Source organism: Enorma sp., assembly GCF_982429025.1.
On the sequence record NZ_CEWCAA010000045.1, the window covers coordinates 1 to 17,527 of the forward strand.

Sequence of the window (17,527 nt, forward strand, 5' to 3'; positions counted from 1 at the left end):
GGGATAGTTGCTGAATAAAACCCACCCAATTATTCCTCCCGCCCCGATTACCGCTAGAGTTAGCTCCTTCGGAAGCGTTTTCCCGCCGCTCATCCAATTCCTCCTCACTTTATAACATTGTTAACATATTATTAAAACATATTCCATTTGAGAGGAGGATATTATGCCACGAAGATTATTGGCTGAACTGATGGGTTTAAGATTCCTTATTCGTAGCAAGATAGTGGCTTTCTCAGCGATGGCAATTCTGTCTGCCACATTTGCCCTGCCCGTGAATGTGTATGCAACAAGCTTGGGGGAGGCGAGTGGCAACATCGGGTTTGTTGATAATTCCGCAAATCAAATCTCCCCTCGCATGATGTATGAAGATGTGTTGGATACATATGCATATTATATTTGCTATAGTGATAGCTCCCATAATGACCCATTGCTGTATCCGACATATCGTCAACTCGCTTTTCCAAATAGCTATTCGCGAATCTATCCTGATGAGTGCACTTTGACGTTGCAGCTTAGTTGCACCGATTGTGGCTCAGGAGGATGTCTCAAGTTTTATAAATGCAATTATCGGATACGGTAGTGTGAGAGGACAGAATTATGCGGGCCAGCATGGATTGTTTTAAACTAAGCTCTCGCGTATGCATGGGTGTGATTCTGGCACTAGCTGTTTGGGCATCAATTCCGAGTTGCGCCCATGCGGATGAAATGTCTGTAGCGGATTGCGGATGGCGGTTTGAGACTGATTCAAATGGAGCTGTTGTCCCGTCGCTTCGCCGTGCAATGCAAGAGGACGTTCTTGATGTGTACTGGACTTTTTCTGGCGTGATGGGCGGGAACGTCGTGGGTGATGTGGTTGTTTACCGTACTTATAAGACCTTGTCTTTCCCAAATTCATACAGCACGCTTGCGCCTACGAATCTGTCGGTACGGTCGACTGGATCCGGAGGGGAGTATTTTCCCCAAGTAGGAATGAGGGGCTTTGGAACGGTTGAGGTTTGGAAGATGAATTATCGCATTAGGTGATTTTGGTTAATAACGCTGTGGCAGAGCAATGGAGAGCAAGTAAGGAGCTGCACCCAAATCATTGATTTGGGTGCTTTTTATAAAATCAAGAGTTAATAGATATATGGGAAAGAAAATCTGACATGAATATTGAATGCGTGGTCAATGGACCCATCGAAACGAATACGTATTTTGTTGTCGCGGGCGACGAGGCTCTCGTGATTGACCCCGCCTGGGAGGGCGAGAAGCTGGCGCGCGATTTTGCGGAGCGTCACGAAGGCGTCCGCATCGCGGGCATCGTGTGCACCCATGGACATGCCGACCATGTGGGCGGGGTCGCGGGTATGCGTCGCGTTCTGGGCGAGGAATGCCCCTTCATGCTCCCTGCCGACGACATGGATATGGTGGCCGATAACATTGAGCGTCAGCGCGCGTGGGGCATTGAGACGGAACATCCGGGCGTTCCGACCCGGTTGCTGCATGAGGGCGATACGGTCGCGGTCGGCGACGTTGTGTTCACGGTCATCGCGACGCCCGGCCATACGCCTGGCGGTATCGTGCTCTATACGGAGCATCCCGGCGCAACGGAGGGCGACGAGCGGGGAGTGGGAGCCCCTATAGCATTCGTGGGCGATACGCTCTTTCCGGGGAGCCATGGCCGCACCGATCTTGCCGGCGGAAGCGAAGAGACCATCCTTGCTTCCCTTGCCAAGATGGCGCGCGTGCTCCCGCCCGAAACGACCTGCTTCATCGGCCACGGCCCGTCGACCACCATCGCCCGCGAGCTCGCAGTGAATCCGTTCATGCAGGGATAGCCACAAAGGGCTCGCGAGGGCGTTCGGTGCGACGTCTTTCATGTGTCGATGAGCGCCACGGATTAATCGGTGAGTGGTATCCTATGTGTGTCTTAGACCAGTCCATTTTTGGAGGTTCATATGCTCGTCAATGCAGCTGACATGCTCAAGAAGGCTGAGGCCGGACATTATGCTCTCGGTGCCTTCAACACCAACAACCTGGAGTGGACGCTCGCTCTTCTCCAGGCTGCTGAAGAGGCCAAGAGCCCGCTGATCATTCAGTGCACCGCTGGTGCTGCCAAGTGGATGGGCGGCTTCAAGGTCTGCGCCGATATGGTGAAGGCTGCCGTCGAGGCTACCGGCGTGACCGTTCCTGTGGCGCTCCACCTCGATCACGGTTCCTATGAGGACTGCTTCAAGGCTATCGAGGCCGGCTTCACCTCCATCATGTATGACGGCTCCCACGAGGAGACCTTCCAGCTCAACCTCGACCGCACCAAGGAGCTCGTGGAGCTCGCCCACTCCAAGGGCATCTCCATCGAGGCTGAGGTCGGCGGCATCGGCGGCACCGAGGACGGCGTGACCTCCAACGGCGAGCTCGCTGATCCCAACGAGTGCAAGCAGATCGCCGAGCTCGGCGTCGACTTCCTTGCCTGCGGCATCGGCAACATCCACGGCGTGTATCCCGAGGATTGGGCCGGCCTCTCCTTCGAGCGCCTGTCCGAGATCAAGGCCGAGGTGGGCGATCTTCCGCTCGTGCTCCACGGCGGTTCCGGCATCCCGGAGGACCAGATCAAGAAGGCCATCTCCATGGGTGTCTCCAAGATCAACGTGAACACCGACCTGCAGCTCGTCTTTGCTGCTGCCACGCGCAAGTACGTCGAGGCCGGCAAGGACCTCGAGGGCAAGGGCTTCGACCCGCGCAAGCTGCTCAAGCCCGGCCGTGACGCCATTGTCGAGAAGACCAAGGCCCTCATGGAGGAGTTTGGCTCGGTGAATCAGGCGTAAGCCAACAAGGGGTGCACTCCCTACGGAAGCCCCGGCTTCCTCCTTCGCTGGTCCTCGCAGCTCGGCAAAGCCGAGCTGCTGCGGAAGCGCTCAGGAGGAAGCCGGGGCTTCCTGCGTTTACTCGCTTGTGGGCGGAGGTGTAGGGGCGCGAGGGGCTTGGGCCCTCGGCGCTGCGCGCCATCGGGCGTGCGTGGGGGCTGGCGCATCGCTTCGCTCGCGCGTGCACGGGAGCCGGGCGCATCGCTGTGCTCGCGCGTGCTAGGGGGCTGGCGCATCGCTGTGCTCGCGCGTGCTAGGGGGCTGGCGCATCGCTGCGCTCGCGCCCGCGCGTGATACTATGGGGTCGATTTGCAAGGGTTTTCTGGCAGGAAGGTTGTCGCTATGGAGCGTGTGCTTGCGTCGATGAAAGACGAGGGGGTGTTCGCCGCGCGTGCCGCATGGAGCGATGCTCTTGGCGAGCAGGCGCTGAGCGCAGATGCCGAAAGCCTGGATATACCCCTTCCATCGGATATTGCTCGGCTCAAGGAGGCTGGTAGGCTCCGTGATGCAGCGCAGGCGTGTCGCGCAGCGCTCGAGCGCGCCTCGATGCCCGAGGTGGCGGCTCGCCTGCGATTGGAGCTCTATCGCCTCGCGCGGCTCGGCTCGCAGTATTGCGTGCCCGAGGACGAGGCGTTGAAGCAGCTCTCTAAGGAATGCCCCAACATCTCATATGCCGATCTTGAGCGCTTGAAGGCTGCGGGGCGCATCGATTGGCGCATCATCGAGGGAGAGGTGCGCTACCTGCCTTCTGTTATCGATGGCCTGCGTGCATATGCCGCGGAGGTGCCCGGACTTGCCCCTGCGGTGCGCGACCAGGCTCCGCGCCGGGCTTTGCGTGCCGAGATGGCACGGGTGGGCGGCGCCTCGCGTCGCATTACCGTTCGCGCATCGATGGAGGTCACAGATGCCGCGCCGGAAGAGACGGTGCGCATCTGGCTTCCCCTCGCCGTAGATGCCGCCCAGCAGCGTTCGGTCGAGGTGCTCGATGTGAGCCCGGGTGCCCGCATTTCGGCTTCGGATGCGCAAGCGCGAACTGCATATTGGGAATTCTCAGGTCCCGGTGCGCGCTCTATCACATACCGCTATCGCATCGATGCGCCGTATGTCGATCTTTGGAGTACTGAGGGCATCAAGGCCGCCCGCGCAGCATGCGAATCGGGTGTCGCCGCTCCGTTGCCCGCCCCGACCGAAGACGACCTCGCCGAGTTGCCGCCGCATGTGCGCTTTTCGCCGATCGTCGATGCCGTGGCCCGCCATATTCGCCGCCAAGCCTTGAGCGATGACCCGCTTGAGGTGGCGCGTGCCGTCTACCTCTGGGTGACGGGCAACGTAGACTACCGCTATCAGCCTGCATATCTCTATCTTGATGGCATCGTGGACTACGCGCTCTCCGGTTTGCGCGGAGACTGCGGTGTGATGGCCCTTGTGTTTGTCACGCTCTGCCGAAGGCTAGGCATTCCGGCGCGGTGGCAGAGCGGCCTGTATAGCGCCCCCGACGACATCGGCCCTCACGATTGGGCGCTTTTCTATACACCTTCCATCGGTTGGGCCTGGGCGGATTGCTCGTTCGGCTCTTCTTCCCGTCGTATGGGCGATGAGGAGCGCCGCCGGTTCTTCTTCGGCAACCTTGACCCGTGGCGCACGGTTCTTTGCCAGCGCTACCAGGCCGTCTTCGATCCCGTTGGCCCGGGAGTTCGCATCGATCCATACGACAACCAGGTCGGCGAGGCGACCGTGGGGGAGCGGAGCGTCGACGCCGGCTCGTATGTGCGCTCGGTCGAGTTGCTCGGCATGGAAGAGCTGCCCTGGGAAGGTAGCGCGGTGTAGCGTCTGGTTTCCTTGGCGCAGGGGGTTCTGCATGGTTTTGGGCGGCCTGGGGCTCTCATCCAGGCATTGCGCGCTCTTTTCTCAAGCTATGTTGGGCCTTGTTGCAACTTTTGGGCACTTTGGGACGGTGTTGCCAAGTAGCCAAGGGAAACGTATCGACAAAATGCCTGGTAGTGGCCTTCCGCTTCAATGGTCTACTCGGCGGTCTTGCGTCGGAGTGCCCAAAAGTTGAAATGGCATGCCGCCGGTTGGAGCAATCGCGGTGTCGAAGCCGCTCTAGCCTGATTCCGAGCGCGTGGGCGTGAGATAGCCGGCCGGGTCGTTACGTTCACGTGCCACCGTGTTGACCTTTTGTTTTCCAAGCGGATACTCCAGTGTGGTAAAGTACAGCGACTGGTGATACACATGGACGACGCGCGAGCGCGGCGTGATGGCCGCACGCAAGCACGATGAGAGGGGCTTGAGCTCATGAAGACGACACCGTGGGGATTCCGGGATATCTTGCCGGAGGAGGCCCAGGCGCGCGAGGAGATCGCGCAGACGGTTGCCGGGTGCTTCAAATCCCATGGATATCTTCCTGTCGAGACACCGCTGCTCGAAGACAAAAGCTCGCTCGATCGCGGCGGCCGCATCACCGATACCCCGTTCAAGCTGTTTGACGACGACGGGCGCCTGCTCGTGGTGCGTCCCGATAACACGCTTCCCATCGTGCGCTTGGTCTCAACGCGCTTGCGGGATGCCGCGCTGCCGCTTCGTCTGCGCTACGAGGCTCCGCTCGTGCGCGCGCAGCCGCGCAACTCCGGTGCGGCCCGCCAGTTCACGCAGCTGGGCTTCGAGCTCATCGGAGAGGGCGGCGATGCGGGCGATGTTGAGATGGTCTCGCTGGTGATCGAATCCCTGCAGGCTCTGGGCCTTACCTCGTGGCGTATCGTGTTCGGGAGCGTTCGCCCGTTCATGGAGCTTCTCGCCCGTTGCGGGGATGCGTCGCTCTCGAGCGACGTGCTTTCGCTCGTGCACGCGAACAACCTTGTCGACCTTGATGCGCGCCTTGCCCAGAGCTCCATCGGCGAGCCGCTCCGCAGGGCCATCTCCGAACTTCCGCGGCTGCACGGGGGCATCGAGGCACTCGACCGCGTTGACGAGCTTGCTGTGCTGGCGGGAATCGAGGAGCCCTTGACCGGAGAGCTCAGGGCGCTTGTGCAACGCTTGGAACAGCGCTTCACTAAGGATGGAGAGGGCGCTGGCGCGGCATCTGATGCCGTGGGTGCGCAGACGGGCAAAGCCGGCTCAACGCTGCCTAGCTCGGCGACCCCATTCGGCTTGGACGGCGCTCTTTCCTTCGATTTCTCGATCATGAATTCCTTTGATTACTACACGGGTCTCGTGCTCAAGGTCTATGCCGGCAACCTGCCCGATCCCGTTGGTACGGGCGGTCGCTACGACTCGGCGTTTGATGGAGTGTTTCCCGAGCTCGACCGCGTGCCGGCAGCGGGCTTCGCCTTCTCGCTCGAGCGGCTGGAAGGCGCGTGCACGGCAAGCGAGGACGCGCGAGACGCGAGCGCCGACCACGCCGTGGCCCGCGCCATGGAGGAGCCCTTGCGCATCGCGGTTCCCAAGGGTTCGCTCAATGCCGGAACCATCGCCGCGCTTGAGGCCGTGGGGCTCGACGTATCGGGCCTGCGCGACCCGGGGCGCCACCTCATCATCCATGCTCGCGATTTGCGTGGCGAGATGGCGGGCGGCGAGGTCCCCGAGGGCGGTGCGACGTCCGGTGTGGAACCCGAAGGCGAGGGTGCCAGCGCGACCGCGCGGCTGACGGGGCCGTCTATAGGCGATGTGGAGTTCATCATCGTGCGCGCTACAGATGCCCCCGCTTTCGTGGCGGGCGGCGGGGCCGATTGCGGCTTCTGCGGCCGCGATTCCCTTATCGAGGCGGATCTCGGCCTTCTCGAGCTCGTCGATATGCACTACGGCGCCTGCCGCTTCATCGAGGCCGAGCCTGCAGACCGAGCGGGCGCGGCCGACCGCGCCTATGCGCGCCGCGGGTGCCTTCGCGTGGCCACCAAGTACCCGCGCATCGCGAGCGCGTGGTACGAGAGCAGGGGCATCGCGGCAGACATCGTGACGCTTCACGGGAATATCGAGCTCGGGCCCATTGTGGGCATGACCGACCGCATCGTGGACATCACGGCCACGGGCACCACGCTTCGCGAGAACAATCTCGTTATCACAGGCGAGCTCATGGAGTGCACGGCACGGTTCTTCGTGAATCCCGGCCGTGCTCGCCTGGATGCGCGCGTGCGCATGCTCGCTGATCGGCTCGCAGCGTATGCAGCCGCCCGCGGGCAGCGCGGGTAACACGTTGCTCGCGGGCGGGGCGTTGAACCCCTGTGTTGAGCTGCCCTATCCTTCGGGGGCGAAGGTGTACTGGAAGAGGGTTTCGCCCTCGGGTGAGACCACGTAGGCGCGGTCGCCGACGTTGATGAGCAGGCGGCTGTCGAAACCGTAGAACTGGAATGACGAGTTATGGGTGTTGTAGGGCTCGGGATAATCGAACGGCACCTCTTCGTTCGTCGCGAGGTCGATGCGCGTGAAGGTATAGTTCACATCCAGGCTTCTCTCCCCCGGGGAACCATAGGTGTAGAGGTAGCCGTCTGCCGCGCCCAGGAGATGGTTTAAACTCACGTGCACGGGCTCCCCGCCTGCTTCGAGCTTGAAGATGCCGGGCTCCCCGTTCAGCCCGGCGTCGAAATAGATCGCGTCGTCGATGGCGACGATGCGGTTGACGCTCGTCAGGCCGGAGCTGCTGTCGAGGAGCGTCTCCGCGGCTAGCGAGGCGAGGTCGAAACGTTCGATCGCGGGGTCGTCAGCGCCGCCCGCGGCGCACCAGATGGCGTCCTCAGTGAATGCGTACGTTGGAAGCGAGCGCACGGTGCTCCAGAGCTCGCGCTCGTCGCTGCCGTCCAGGGCGGTCGAGAAAACCGTGGCGCCGTTGTCGTCGTAGTGGCTATCGGCGAAAAAGACGCGCCCGCCGATGACGGCGAGCACGAGGTCGAGGCCCGATGCGGAGTCTTCGGGGAAGGAACGGATGCCCTCGGTTTCGAGGCTGTCGGTATCCATGCGGAATATGGTATCGGCATTCCGCCCGTCGACATTGCACCCGGCGAAATAGAGGGCGCCGCCGGTGGCGCAGAGGTCATTGGCCGTATGGAAGTCGTCGCCCTCCCATACCCGCTCGAGTTCGGAGCCGCCGGGGCGCAGGCGATAGATGCCCGCCCCGCCGCAGATATAGTCCCAGTACCCGTCGGTGGTCGCAAAGCCCTGGGAGAGTGCACAGTTGGCGCTGATCGCCGCTTCGCTCAGCGGCTCACCATCTTCCATGATAGCGAGTTGCTCGGGCGCGAGCTCGCTCTCTTGAGGCTTGGGCTCTTCGATGCTCTCGGTATCCTCTTCGACGGGCTCCGGCGGCTGCGAACCGCAGCCTGCAAGCGCTGTCATGCCCATAAACATCCCGGCACCCACAAGACCTCGACGCGTGATGGCTTCCATAATGACCCCCTAGCCCTCGTGCTGAGATCGGGGCGTGCGGCCCGATCTGCCCTGAGTATACGATAGCGGGGATACAAAATAGGTCTAGCGCGGCACTGGGGTGCCAAACGTCGCCTCAGCGTCCGCCAGCGTGGGGATGGAGGCCTGGGCACCTGCTGTCTGCACGGCGAGAGCGGCAGCTCCGGTTGCCCAGCGTTCCGCATCGATGAGGCCGGCGCGCCATGTGCCGCTGCAGGGGCGCCCCTATAGGTGTCGTCGGAAGCGGTGGTGTTCGCCTCCTCGGTGACGTCGATAGAGTAGGCGAGCATGTCGGAGAGGCAGGCGCTCGCGACGGTGCCGTTCGCGGCGCGGTCCCCTTTATCGGCATGCCCGCTTGGTAATGAGACAGTTGTGCCGGGTCAAACTGTCTCACCTGCCGATGTGCAGATTGTTTCCATTCAGCACCCGCAACGTCCCGTTTTGTGGATGAAACTTTACCATGCTAAAGTGTACGGGAATATTCACGGCGCACGCGGTGGCGGGCGCCTTTTGCGCTGATTGGAAGTAGCATGAAGACTATCACCCTGGCACCCGGCGAGCGCCTTCGCGCGGGGCAGCTCATTCGCAAGGGCGTGTTGCCCGATGCCGTGGTCGCCTCGGCGCGCTCTATCGTGGCCGATGTCCGCGAGCGCGGCGACGACGCCCTGCGTGGTTATTCGAAGCAGTTCGATGGCGTCGAGCTCGAGGGGCTGCGCCTGCCCCAGGAGGCGCTGGAGCGTGCGCTCGAGCTTGTGAGCCCAAGCTTCCGCGCTGCGCTCGAGAAGGCGGCGGCGCAGATCCGCGCGTTTCACGAGCGCGAGGTCGAGCAATCGTGGTTCACGACGCGCGCCGACGGCACGATGCTGGGCGTCAAGGTGACGCCCATGGCTGCTGCCGGTGTCTACGTGCCGGGTGGCCGTGCGCAGTACCCCTCCACGGTACTCATGAACATCATTCCGGCCAAGGTCGCCGGCGTGGAGCGCATCGTGATGGTGACGCCCCCGCAGAACGACCCGCAGATGAGCGAGACCGGGGGCATCTCGCCCCAGACGCTCGCTGCAGCGCGCATCGCAGGCGTGGACGAGATCTATACCGTGGGAGGCGCCCAGGCCATCGCCGCGCTCGCCTACGGCACCGAGAGCATCGAAAAGGTCGATGTCATCACTGGTCCCGGTAACGCCTACGTGGCCGCGGCCAAGCAGCTCGTCTCGGGCGATGTGGGAATCGATATGGCCGCCGGCCCATCCGAGGTCTGCGTGCTCGCCGATGCCACCGCCGAGCCTGCCGTGGTCGCAGCCGATCTCATGGCCCAGGCGGAGCACGATCCGCTTGCCGCCTGCTATCTCATCACCTGCGACGCCGCCTTTGCGGCAGAGGTCGAGCGCGCCATCGAGCTCTTCGTGGCGCAGAGCCCTCGCGAGGAGATCACGCGCGCTTCGCTCGACAACGAGGGGACCATCGTCATCGCCCCGGACATAGCCACGGCGGTCGACGCGGTGAACACGGTGGCGCCGGAGCACCTTGAGCTTCACTGCGAGGATGCTCTCGGGCTTCTGGGCGGTATCCGTAACGCGGGCGCGATCTTCGTGGGGGCCTGGAGTTCCGAGCCGCTTGGCGACTATGTGGCCGGTCCTAATCACACGCTGCCTACGGGCGGTACCGCTCTCTTCTCGAGCCCGCTTTCGGTCGACGATTTCGTCAAGCGCTCATCGGTCGTATGCTATACGCCCGCCGGTCTGCTCAGCGACGCGCCTGCGACGCAGACGCTCGCCGAGGGTGAGGGCCTCTGGGCGCATGCCCTTTCCGTGGGGCTTCGTCGCCGCAAGCTGGAATGCGGCGTGGCATCCGTGGGGCTCGATGCGCTTGCCGCTGTGGACCTCACGCAGGTTGCCTGGCCCGAGGACGATGCCCGGACCGTTGCCGCCGGGCTGGCCGATGCGGCCGCAGGCGCCGATGCGGCCGCGGGCGCGGTTGCCGGCGCGGGCGATGACGCCAGCGCCGCCGTCAGCGCTTCCGCGACGAGCTCCGGGGCTTCCGATTCCGCTCGGGAAGGGGAGTAGCCATGGCCCAGCTCTCTCCCGCCATGCGGGCACTCGTCCAGCCGCATCTCGTGGATATCGAGCCGTACGACCCCAAGTTCACGCCCACGAGCATCAACCTTTCGGCTAACGAAAACACCTATCCGCTGCCTGCGGGCGTGCGCGATGCCATCGACGCAGCCCTCGCCTCGACACCGCTCAACCGCTACCCAGATCCGCTTTCCGGCGAGCTCCGTGCCGAGCTTGCTCGCTGGCATGGCCTGGAGCCCGAGCAGGTCTGCGTGGGCAACGGGGGCGACGAGCTGCTCTTCAACGTGCTGCTTGCCTTCGGGGGGCGCGGGCGCGCGCTCGTTACCTGCCCGCCCGATTTTAGCGAGTACGCTTTCTTTGCCTCGCTCGTCGAGACCGAAACGCTATCCGTCGCTCGTGATCCCGAGTCCTTCGCGCCCCGGGTGGATGACCTCGTGCGCGCGGCGCAGACGGCGAACCTCGTCATCGTGACCTCGCCGAACAACCCTACTGGCGACCTCTTCCCGCTCGATGCGGTGGAGCGCCTCTGCGATGCTTGCCCGGGCATCGTGCTCGTTGACGAGGCATATGGGGAGTTCGCAGACGAGGGGACCTCGGCAGTGCCGCTTCTCGCGCGCCATGGGAATCTCGTCGTGCTCAAAACGCTGTCGAAGGCGTTCGGCGCGGCGGGCATTCGCTGCGGCTACGTGCTCGCGGCTCCCGACGTCATCGAGGTGTTCTCGGCGGTGCGTCAGATCTATTCGGTGAACGTGCTCACGCAGGCGACTGCGCTGGCGGCGGTGCGAGCTCGCGACGTCTACGCGCCCGTGGTGGCCCAGATTCGCGCCGAGCGCGAGCGGCTGCGCGCGGCGCTTTCCAGCCTGCTCGCCCGCACCGCGCCCGAGCCGCTCGGGCGCGTCTGGCCGAGCCAAGGGAATTTCCTCCTCGTTCGCGTGCCAGAGGCGGGAAACGTGCGCGAGCGGCTGCGGGACGAGTATTCTATTCTGGTGCGTGACTTCAGCTACGCCCCCGGGCTCTTGAATTGCCTGCGCATCACCGTGGGTACTCCCGAGGAAAACGATGCGGTTCTTGCCGCGCTCACCGAGCTCTTGGAGGAGGATGCCTCATGACCATCTACAAGAAGCAGCCGCGCGACCTTAAAACGACCTCCACTGCCACGGCCGCCGAAAGCGCGGCGCGTACGAGCGCCGGTCTCGACGAGCTCTTCTCGGCGAGCGCACGCACGGCAACGGTCCAGCGCGTGACGGGCGAGACGGATATCACGCTCACGCTCACGCTCGATGGTACCGGTTCTTGCGATATCAATACGGGGGTGCCGTTCTTCGACCATATGCTGAACGCGTTTGGCCGTCACGGGCTCTTCGATCTTAAGGTTGAGGCTCTGGGCGATACCGAGGTCGATGCGCACCATACCGTCGAAGACACGGGTATCGTGCTCGGTCGTGCCTTCGCCCAGGCGCTCGGCGACAAGGCGCGCATCGCGCGCTTCGCCGATGTAGCCATCCCGATGGACGAGACGCTCGTCATGGCGGCGGTCGATATCTCTGGCCGTGGCCAGGCGTATTGCGACCTTCCGCTTCCCACCGAGCGCGTGGGCACGTTTGACACCGAGCTGGCGGTGGAGTTCTTCTACGCCTTTGCGCGCGATGCCGGTGTGACGCTTCATGTGCGCGAGCTTGCGGGCGCGAACTCGCATCACATCATAGAGGCCGCCTTCAAGGCCGTCGGGCGCGCTATGCGCCATGCCTGCGAGTACGACGCGCGCGTGCGCGGCATCCCTTCCACCAAGGGCTCGCTGTAGAGGCTGCGCGTGATTCGCACATGAAGCGCCGACACCCGGTGTCTACGTTTCACATGAAACGCCAACACCCGGTGTCTACGTTTCATCTCTACGTTTGATCGTTTGAAGGAGAAGTCATGGCGAACGCCCCCACGATAGCCGTTATCGATTACCACAAGGGAAACCTGTCGTCCGTGGCACGCGGCTTGGCACGCGCGGGCGCCGAGGCGCTCGTGACCGACGACCCTGCGCAGATCCGTACGGCAGATGCCCTCGTGCTACCGGGCGTCGGCTCGTTTTACGATGCGATCGCATTCATGCACGAATCGGGCCAGGACGAGGCGGTGCTCGATGCGGTTCGCGGCGGAGCGGGCGTGCCGTTTTTGGGAATCTGCCTCGGGCTCCAGCTGCTCTTCGAGCGCGGAGGCGAAGGCGTTCCCACGGATGGCGCCGCAGTTGAATCAGCCGATTCGTACGGGGCGGGCCTTGCCCCGGGCACGGTCTTCGAGGCCGAGGGCCGCCGTTGGGTGCGGGGTCTGGGACTGTTGCACGGCTCGTGCACCGTTTTGCCCTCGCGGCGCCTCAAGGTGCCGCACGTGGGCTGGGACCAGGTCCATCTGACGCATTCCGGGTCGAGGCATCCGCTGCTCCAGGGTTTCGCCGAGGGCACGAACGTCTACTTCACCCACTCCTATGCGGTGGAAACCGATATCGATCCCTCCGATGCCGTCGCGCTGACGCACTACGCCCGGAATTTCGCTTCCGTCGTGTGCCGCGGCAACCTTTACGGCTGCCAGTTTCATCCTGAGAAATCGTCGGCGCACGGGCATCAGATTCTCGAGAACTTCGTCGAGCTGGCGAGGTTATCAAAGGGACTGGAGTAATTCAACAATCCGTTTTACCTGCGGAGGTGAACATGATTCTCTTTCCTGCTATCGACCTTATCGCCGGCAAGGTGGTGCGCCTTGAGCGCGGCGACCGGGAGCATATGAAGGTGTACAGCGACGATCCCGCTACCGTGGCGCGCTCGTTTTCAGAGCAAGGTGCAACATGGGTGCACGTCGTCGACCTTTCTGCCGCGCTCGAGGAGGACGAAGAGGCGCGCGAGGCCAATACCCGTGCTATCGAGGCGATCTGTGCGGTCGAGGGCCTCTCGGTGGATATCGGCGGCGGCGTTCGCTCGCTTGCGCGCATCGATGAGCTCGCGGCGCTCGGTTGCAAACGCATCGCGCTTGGCACGGTTCTGGTGCGCGAGCCGGGGTTTGCCGAGGTGGCAGCCCGTGCGTTCGGAGGTCTGCTGGTTGCCGATGTGGCCGCGCGCGATGGAGAGGTGAAGGTGAACGGCTGGCGCGAGGGCGTGTCGCGCAGCGTCGAAGACGTGGTGGGAGAGCTTTCGAGCCTTGGGTTCAAGCATCTCGTATTCACTGATATCGCGCGCGATGGCATGCAGACGGGCATCGATGCCGAAGCGTACCGGCGCGTGGCGCAGGTCGCCGGGTTTCCCGTCGTGGCGTCGGGCGGCATCTCGTCGCTCGACGATATCCGCGCGCTCGCGGCGGCGGGCCCAGAGGCAATAGAGGGCGCTATCACGGGGCGTGCGCTGTATGAGGGGGCCTTCAGCCTGGCCGAGGCCCTCGCTGCCGCCGAGGGAGGAGAGGCTTGATGCTTACCAAACGCGTCATACCCTGTTTGGATGTGAAAAACGGACGCGTGGTGAAGGGCGTGAACTTCGTAGCGCTTCGCGATGCCGGCGACCCGGTAGAGCTCGCTGCGGCATACGACCGCGAGGGCGCCGACGAGGTGATCTTCCTCGATATCACGGCGACGAGCGATAACCGTGCGACTACGATCGACATGGCGGCTCATGCAGCGGAGGAGCTCTCCATACCGTATACGGTGGGCGGCGGTTTTCGTGACCTCGCTGGCATGCGCCAGATGGTCGCGGCCGGTGCCGACAAGGTGTCGCTCAATTCGGCAGCGGTGAAGGACCCCTCGCTTCTCACCCAAGCTGCTGCTGCGTTCGGCAGTCAGGCCGTCATCTGCGCTATAGATGCGAAGCGCGTGGGCGAGCCGGGCGCCCCGGGAGCAGACCGCTGGGAGGTCTACACCGCAGGCGGGCGCACGCCGACGGGCATCGATGCCGTGACGTGGGCGGAGGAGGCGGCGCGCCGCGGCGCCGGAGAGATCCTGCTCACCAGCATGGATCGAGACGGCACCAAGGAGGGGTTCGACCTCGCGCTCACGCGTGCGGTGGCACGTGCGGTGCCCATTCCCGTGATCGCGTCCGGCGGTGTGGGAACGCTCGAGCACTTCGCCGAGGGAATCATCGAAGGGGAGGCCGACGCGGTCCTCGCGGCGAGCGTGTTCCATTTCGGTACGTTCAGCATCCGCGAGGTGAAAGAGTACATGGCGGCTCAGGGCATCCCCGTGCGGCTCGATTTCTAGCGCCACGGGGTATGAAGCGTGACAGTTGTGCCGGGTCAAACTGTCTCATGATGCAAAATGGTGCAAAATGGGACGGGTATGTTTTGACTCATTTTTGACTCATGTGCGGAACAGCGTGGTAGATTCCCCCGCATCGCTGCCTCACGGTCTCACTGATCGCACATACCCCGTCCCATTTCGACCATCTTGACTCGCGCAAAAGGAGTTCAAAATGACCATCGACGACCTGACCTTCGACGACCGTGGGCTCATTCCGGCAGTGGTGCAGCAGTACGACACCGGCGAGGTGCTCATGGTGGCGTGGATGAATGCCGAATCGCTGCGCCTCACGCAGGAGACGGGGACCACGTGGTTCTGGAGTCGCAGCCGCCAGGAGCTCTGGAACAAGGGCGCCACGAGCGGCAACATGCAGCAGGTCAAGGAAGTTCTCGCGGACTGCGACGCGGACACCCTCCTCGTCAAGGTCGACTCGCCCGGTCCCGCCTGCCACACCGGCAACCGTACCTGCTTTTTCCAGCATCTCGGTAGCGCAGAATAGCGTTTTCAACTTTTGGGCACTTTATTGGGGATGATGCGAGTAGCGGGTAATCTGGTTTCGCAAACGCGCAGGTAATCGAGGCGGTCAGTTCAGGGCTATATGAGCGACTCGTGTTCGAGTGCCCAAAAGTTGAAATCTGTTCTGCGGTTCAATGGATTTGCCGACGTTTGCGCGCGGGAAGAACGGGCATAGCGGGGCGTGCGGGTGCTCAACGCGGATTTGGAGGATGAACATGGGAGAGAGAACGGCAAATGTCGTGCCTGGAGATATCGGCGTCACGATGAAGGGCTTGGCCGAGGTCATTCACGGCCGTCGCGAGGCATCGCCCGAGACGAGCTATACCGCGCGTCTCCTCACGGGGCCGGAGGACAAGCTGCTGAAGAAGGTCGCAGAGGAGGCGACCGAAGTCGTTATGGCGTGCAAGGACGAAGATCACGACCATATTCGCTACGAGGCGGCGGATCTCGTCTACCATCTGCTGGTCACGCTCGAGCGCTACGGTGTCACCATCGAGGAACTCGCTGGCGAGCTCGACGCACGCCATCGGTAGGAGCGCTGTCCGCTCTGCATGCGCGACACGCAAGCGCATCGCTTGCTTTCCTGGAACGTGCTCGCCTCCGCCCATCCGTATGGCATCATTTGCATGCTCCGGGGTACAATCGGGCTGGAACATTGGGCGGCCGATGGATGACGGCGCGATTAGGAGGAGCGGTGCTCATGGCAACCGAGGTGCTTTTTATTGAATATCCCAAGTGCTCGACGTGCAGGAAGGCCAAGAAGTGGCTGGACGATCATAGCGTGAGCTACATCGATCGCCATATCGTGGAGGACAATCCGCAAGCAGCCGAGATAGCCGATTGGCAGGAGCGGTCCGGCCTACCGGTGCGGCGCTTTTTCAACACGAGCGGCATGAAGTATCGCGAGCTCGGTGTGAAGGCCAAGCTCGATGCGGGAATGTCCGATGAGGATGCCCGCGCCTTGTTGGCAACGGATGGCATGCTGGTCAAGCGTCCGATCGTTGTGGCGGGCGATACCGTGCTCGTGGGATTTCGCGAGCCCGCATGGGAAGCGGCGTTCCTGTAGCCTGCAGCCGAGCGTGTTCACACGTCTGTGCCAGAGACAGTTTCTCCTGGCACAACTATCTCATATTAGGAGAGCAGGCTATTCATCTGCTGCATCTGATACATCACGATGCTGACCACGACGACGCAGACGACCAGGCAGAGTGCGCTGATGATGATGCCGACCGTTGCGGCCCAGCGATACGGGGCACGACGCTTGCGCGCGAGAACCCCGCATACGATGCTCGTGATAACGAGCACGACGCCGACCGGCCAATTGATGTAATAGCCGATTGCCGCGCCCGCAATACTGGCAACGAGCGAGATGATGGGGAGGGCTGGGCCGGGCGTGCGATGGAACTGCTCGGAGTCTTTCGCCTCGTCGATTTGATTCGCATCGAAGTGCTCGCTCATATCATGCTCCCAACTGGTTGTTCGTTGCCACTGCAGGTCGCAGGCGGTTCGGTGCCCTCTCTGCGCGCTGATACCCGATTATACGGCAGCTGCTACCATAGATGAAAAGGTTACAGAGGAGGAACGCAATGGACGCATCGGATCTGGAATCGCTGGCGCGGGCCGTCGCGGCGGGGGAGCTTTCCCCGAGCGAGCTGGTGGAGCGCGTCCGCGTGGGCACCGTCGCAGATTTGGGCTATGCGCAAGTAGACACCGAGCGCGGCGTGCGCACGGGCGTTTCCGAGGTGATCTATGGCGCAGGGAAGAGCGCCGCGCAGATTGCGGGAATCGTCGACGCCATGCGAGGGGCGGGGCAGGAGCGCATTCTCATCACGCGCATGGATGAACGGAAGGCTGCCGAGCTTACCGAGATGGGCTGCTCGTTCGCCTATCACGCCGAAGCCCATGCGGGCGTGGTGGGAGAGCTCCCTGAGCCGGATGGAAACGGCGAGATTCTGGTGCTAACGGCTGGCACGAGCGATATCGCCGTTGCCGAGGAAGCGGTGCTGACAGCGCGTTTCTTGGGCAACAGCGTGACCTGCGTGAACGATGCGGGCGTTGCGGGCATACACCGCTTGCTTCGTCATGGTGAGGAGATCGCCCGTGCACAGGTGATCATCGCGATTGCGGGCATGGAGGGCGCGCTGCCGAGCGTGGTGGGGGGCCTTGCCGCTTGCCCGGTCATCGCCGTGCCCACGAGTGTGGGTTACGGGGCGAACCTCGGCGGGCTCACGGCGTTGCTCGCTATGGTGAATAGCTGCGCGAGTGGTGTTTCCGTCGTCAACATAGACAATGGCTTCGGCGCGGCGTATCAGGCTTCGCTGATCAACCATTTGCCGGGGAAGAGGTAACGGCAGGCACGCCGCCCTCTATCCTCTGTGCTCAGACAGTCCTCGCAAAAAAGGCCCCCTGGGCCTTTTTTTGCTGCGGAACTGCGCCAGAGG

At 62.9% G+C, this 17,527-nt stretch carries 16 protein-coding genes; 14 read left to right on the top strand and 2 right to left on the bottom strand.

The features are described from left to right. Window positions 1–1,145 precede the first annotated feature (1,145 nt). The 4 genes from AC1VS5_RS07580 to hisG all read left to right on the top strand — a co-directional run bounded on the left by AC1VS5_RS07580 (window position 1,146) and on the right by hisG (window position 7,028). Window positions 1,146–1,817 (top strand): MBL fold metallo-hydrolase, encoded by a 672-nt coding sequence (locus AC1VS5_RS07580; RefSeq protein WP_481218248.1) that lies wholly within the window; start codon window positions 1,146–1,148, stop codon window positions 1,815–1,817. 120 nt (window positions 1,818–1,937) lie between these two features. Next, window positions 1,938–2,804, top strand: coding sequence for a class II fructose-1,6-bisphosphate aldolase (gene fba, locus AC1VS5_RS07585; protein WP_019129176.1), 867 nt, complete (start codon window positions 1,938–1,940; stop codon window positions 2,802–2,804). A 381-nt stretch (window positions 2,805–3,185) separates the two neighbouring features. Beyond that, window positions 3,186–4,670, top strand: coding sequence for a transglutaminase-like domain-containing protein (locus AC1VS5_RS07590; protein WP_481218249.1), 1,485 nt, complete (start codon window positions 3,186–3,188; stop codon window positions 4,668–4,670). A gap of 468 nt (window positions 4,671–5,138) precedes the next feature. Continuing rightward, window positions 5,139–7,028 (top strand): ATP phosphoribosyltransferase, encoded by a 1,890-nt coding sequence (gene hisG, locus AC1VS5_RS07595; RefSeq protein WP_481218250.1) that lies wholly within the window; start codon window positions 5,139–5,141, stop codon window positions 7,026–7,028. 45 nt (window positions 7,029–7,073) lie between these two features. Here the strand turns inward: hisG and AC1VS5_RS07600 are convergent, their stop codons facing one another. Then, window positions 7,074–8,219 (bottom strand): Kelch repeat-containing protein, encoded by a 1,146-nt coding sequence (locus AC1VS5_RS07600; RefSeq protein WP_481218251.1) that lies wholly within the window; start codon window positions 8,217–8,219, stop codon window positions 7,074–7,076. 548 nt (window positions 8,220–8,767) lie between these two features. On the opposite strand from AC1VS5_RS07600, the gene hisD reads away from it, so the two are divergent. The 9 genes from hisD to AC1VS5_RS07645 all read left to right on the top strand — a co-directional run bounded on the left by hisD (window position 8,768) and on the right by AC1VS5_RS07645 (window position 16,152). Beyond that, window positions 8,768–10,297 carry a histidinol dehydrogenase gene (gene hisD / locus AC1VS5_RS07605; protein ID WP_481218252.1) on the top strand — a complete coding sequence of 510 codons (1,530 nt, stop codon included), beginning with the start codon at window positions 8,768–8,770 and terminating at the stop codon, window positions 10,295–10,297. 2 nt (window positions 10,298–10,299) lie between these two features. Next, window positions 10,300–11,415 carry a histidinol-phosphate transaminase gene (hisC, locus tag AC1VS5_RS07610; RefSeq protein ID WP_481218253.1) on the top strand — a complete coding sequence of 372 codons (1,116 nt, stop codon included), beginning with the start codon at window positions 10,300–10,302 and terminating at the stop codon, window positions 11,413–11,415. Beyond that, window positions 11,412–12,107 (top strand): imidazoleglycerol-phosphate dehydratase HisB, encoded by a 696-nt coding sequence (hisB, locus tag AC1VS5_RS07615; RefSeq protein WP_022348916.1) that lies wholly within the window; start codon window positions 11,412–11,414, stop codon window positions 12,105–12,107. The genes hisC and hisB overlap by 4 nt, the downstream gene beginning before the upstream one ends. A 116-nt stretch (window positions 12,108–12,223) precedes the next feature. Continuing rightward, window positions 12,224–12,970: a glutamine amidotransferase-related protein gene (locus tag AC1VS5_RS07620; protein WP_481218254.1), complete on the top strand. Its 747-nt coding sequence runs from the start codon at window positions 12,224–12,226 to the stop codon at window positions 12,968–12,970. A 32-nt stretch (window positions 12,971–13,002) separates the two neighbouring features. After that, the gene (locus AC1VS5_RS07625) at window positions 13,003–13,749 is read left to right on the top strand and encodes a 1-(5-phosphoribosyl)-5-[(5-phosphoribosylamino)methylideneamino]imidazole-4-carboxamide isomerase (RefSeq protein ID WP_204665651.1); all 747 of its coding nucleotides are present in this window, start codon (window positions 13,003–13,005) and stop codon (window positions 13,747–13,749) included. After that, entirely contained in the window at window positions 13,749–14,531 is a 783-nt protein-coding gene (gene hisF, locus AC1VS5_RS07630) for an imidazole glycerol phosphate synthase subunit HisF (protein WP_472925173.1), read from the top strand. The genes AC1VS5_RS07625 and hisF overlap by 1 nt, the downstream gene beginning before the upstream one ends. A 211-nt stretch (window positions 14,532–14,742) precedes the next feature. Further along, on the top strand, window positions 14,743–15,069 hold the full coding sequence (gene hisI, locus AC1VS5_RS07635; protein WP_329740038.1) for a phosphoribosyl-AMP cyclohydrolase: 327 nt from the start codon (window positions 14,743–14,745) through the stop codon (window positions 15,067–15,069). Between the two features lie 232 nt (window positions 15,070–15,301). Further along, complete coding sequence (hisE, locus tag AC1VS5_RS07640) at window positions 15,302–15,619, top strand: phosphoribosyl-ATP diphosphatase (RefSeq protein WP_276868622.1); 318 nt, start codon at window positions 15,302–15,304, stop codon at window positions 15,617–15,619. A 167-nt stretch (window positions 15,620–15,786) separates the two neighbouring features. Continuing rightward, window positions 15,787–16,152 carry an arsenate reductase family protein gene (locus AC1VS5_RS07645; protein ID WP_481218255.1) on the top strand — a complete coding sequence of 122 codons (366 nt, stop codon included), beginning with the start codon at window positions 15,787–15,789 and terminating at the stop codon, window positions 16,150–16,152. A 65-nt stretch (window positions 16,153–16,217) separates the two neighbouring features. Here the strand turns inward: AC1VS5_RS07645 and AC1VS5_RS07650 are convergent, their stop codons facing one another. Further along, a complete protein-coding gene (locus AC1VS5_RS07650) occupies window positions 16,218–16,544 on the bottom strand; it encodes a hypothetical protein (RefSeq protein WP_019129189.1) in 327 nt (108 codons plus the stop codon). Window positions 16,545–16,672: 128 nt separating this feature from the next. Here AC1VS5_RS07650 and larB point away from each other — a divergent pair, with 128 nt between their 5' ends. Continuing rightward, window positions 16,673–17,434 carry a nickel pincer cofactor biosynthesis protein LarB gene (gene larB / locus AC1VS5_RS07655; RefSeq protein WP_481218256.1) on the top strand — a complete coding sequence of 254 codons (762 nt, stop codon included), beginning with the start codon at window positions 16,673–16,675 and terminating at the stop codon, window positions 17,432–17,434. Window positions 17,435–17,527: the final 93 nt, after the last annotated feature.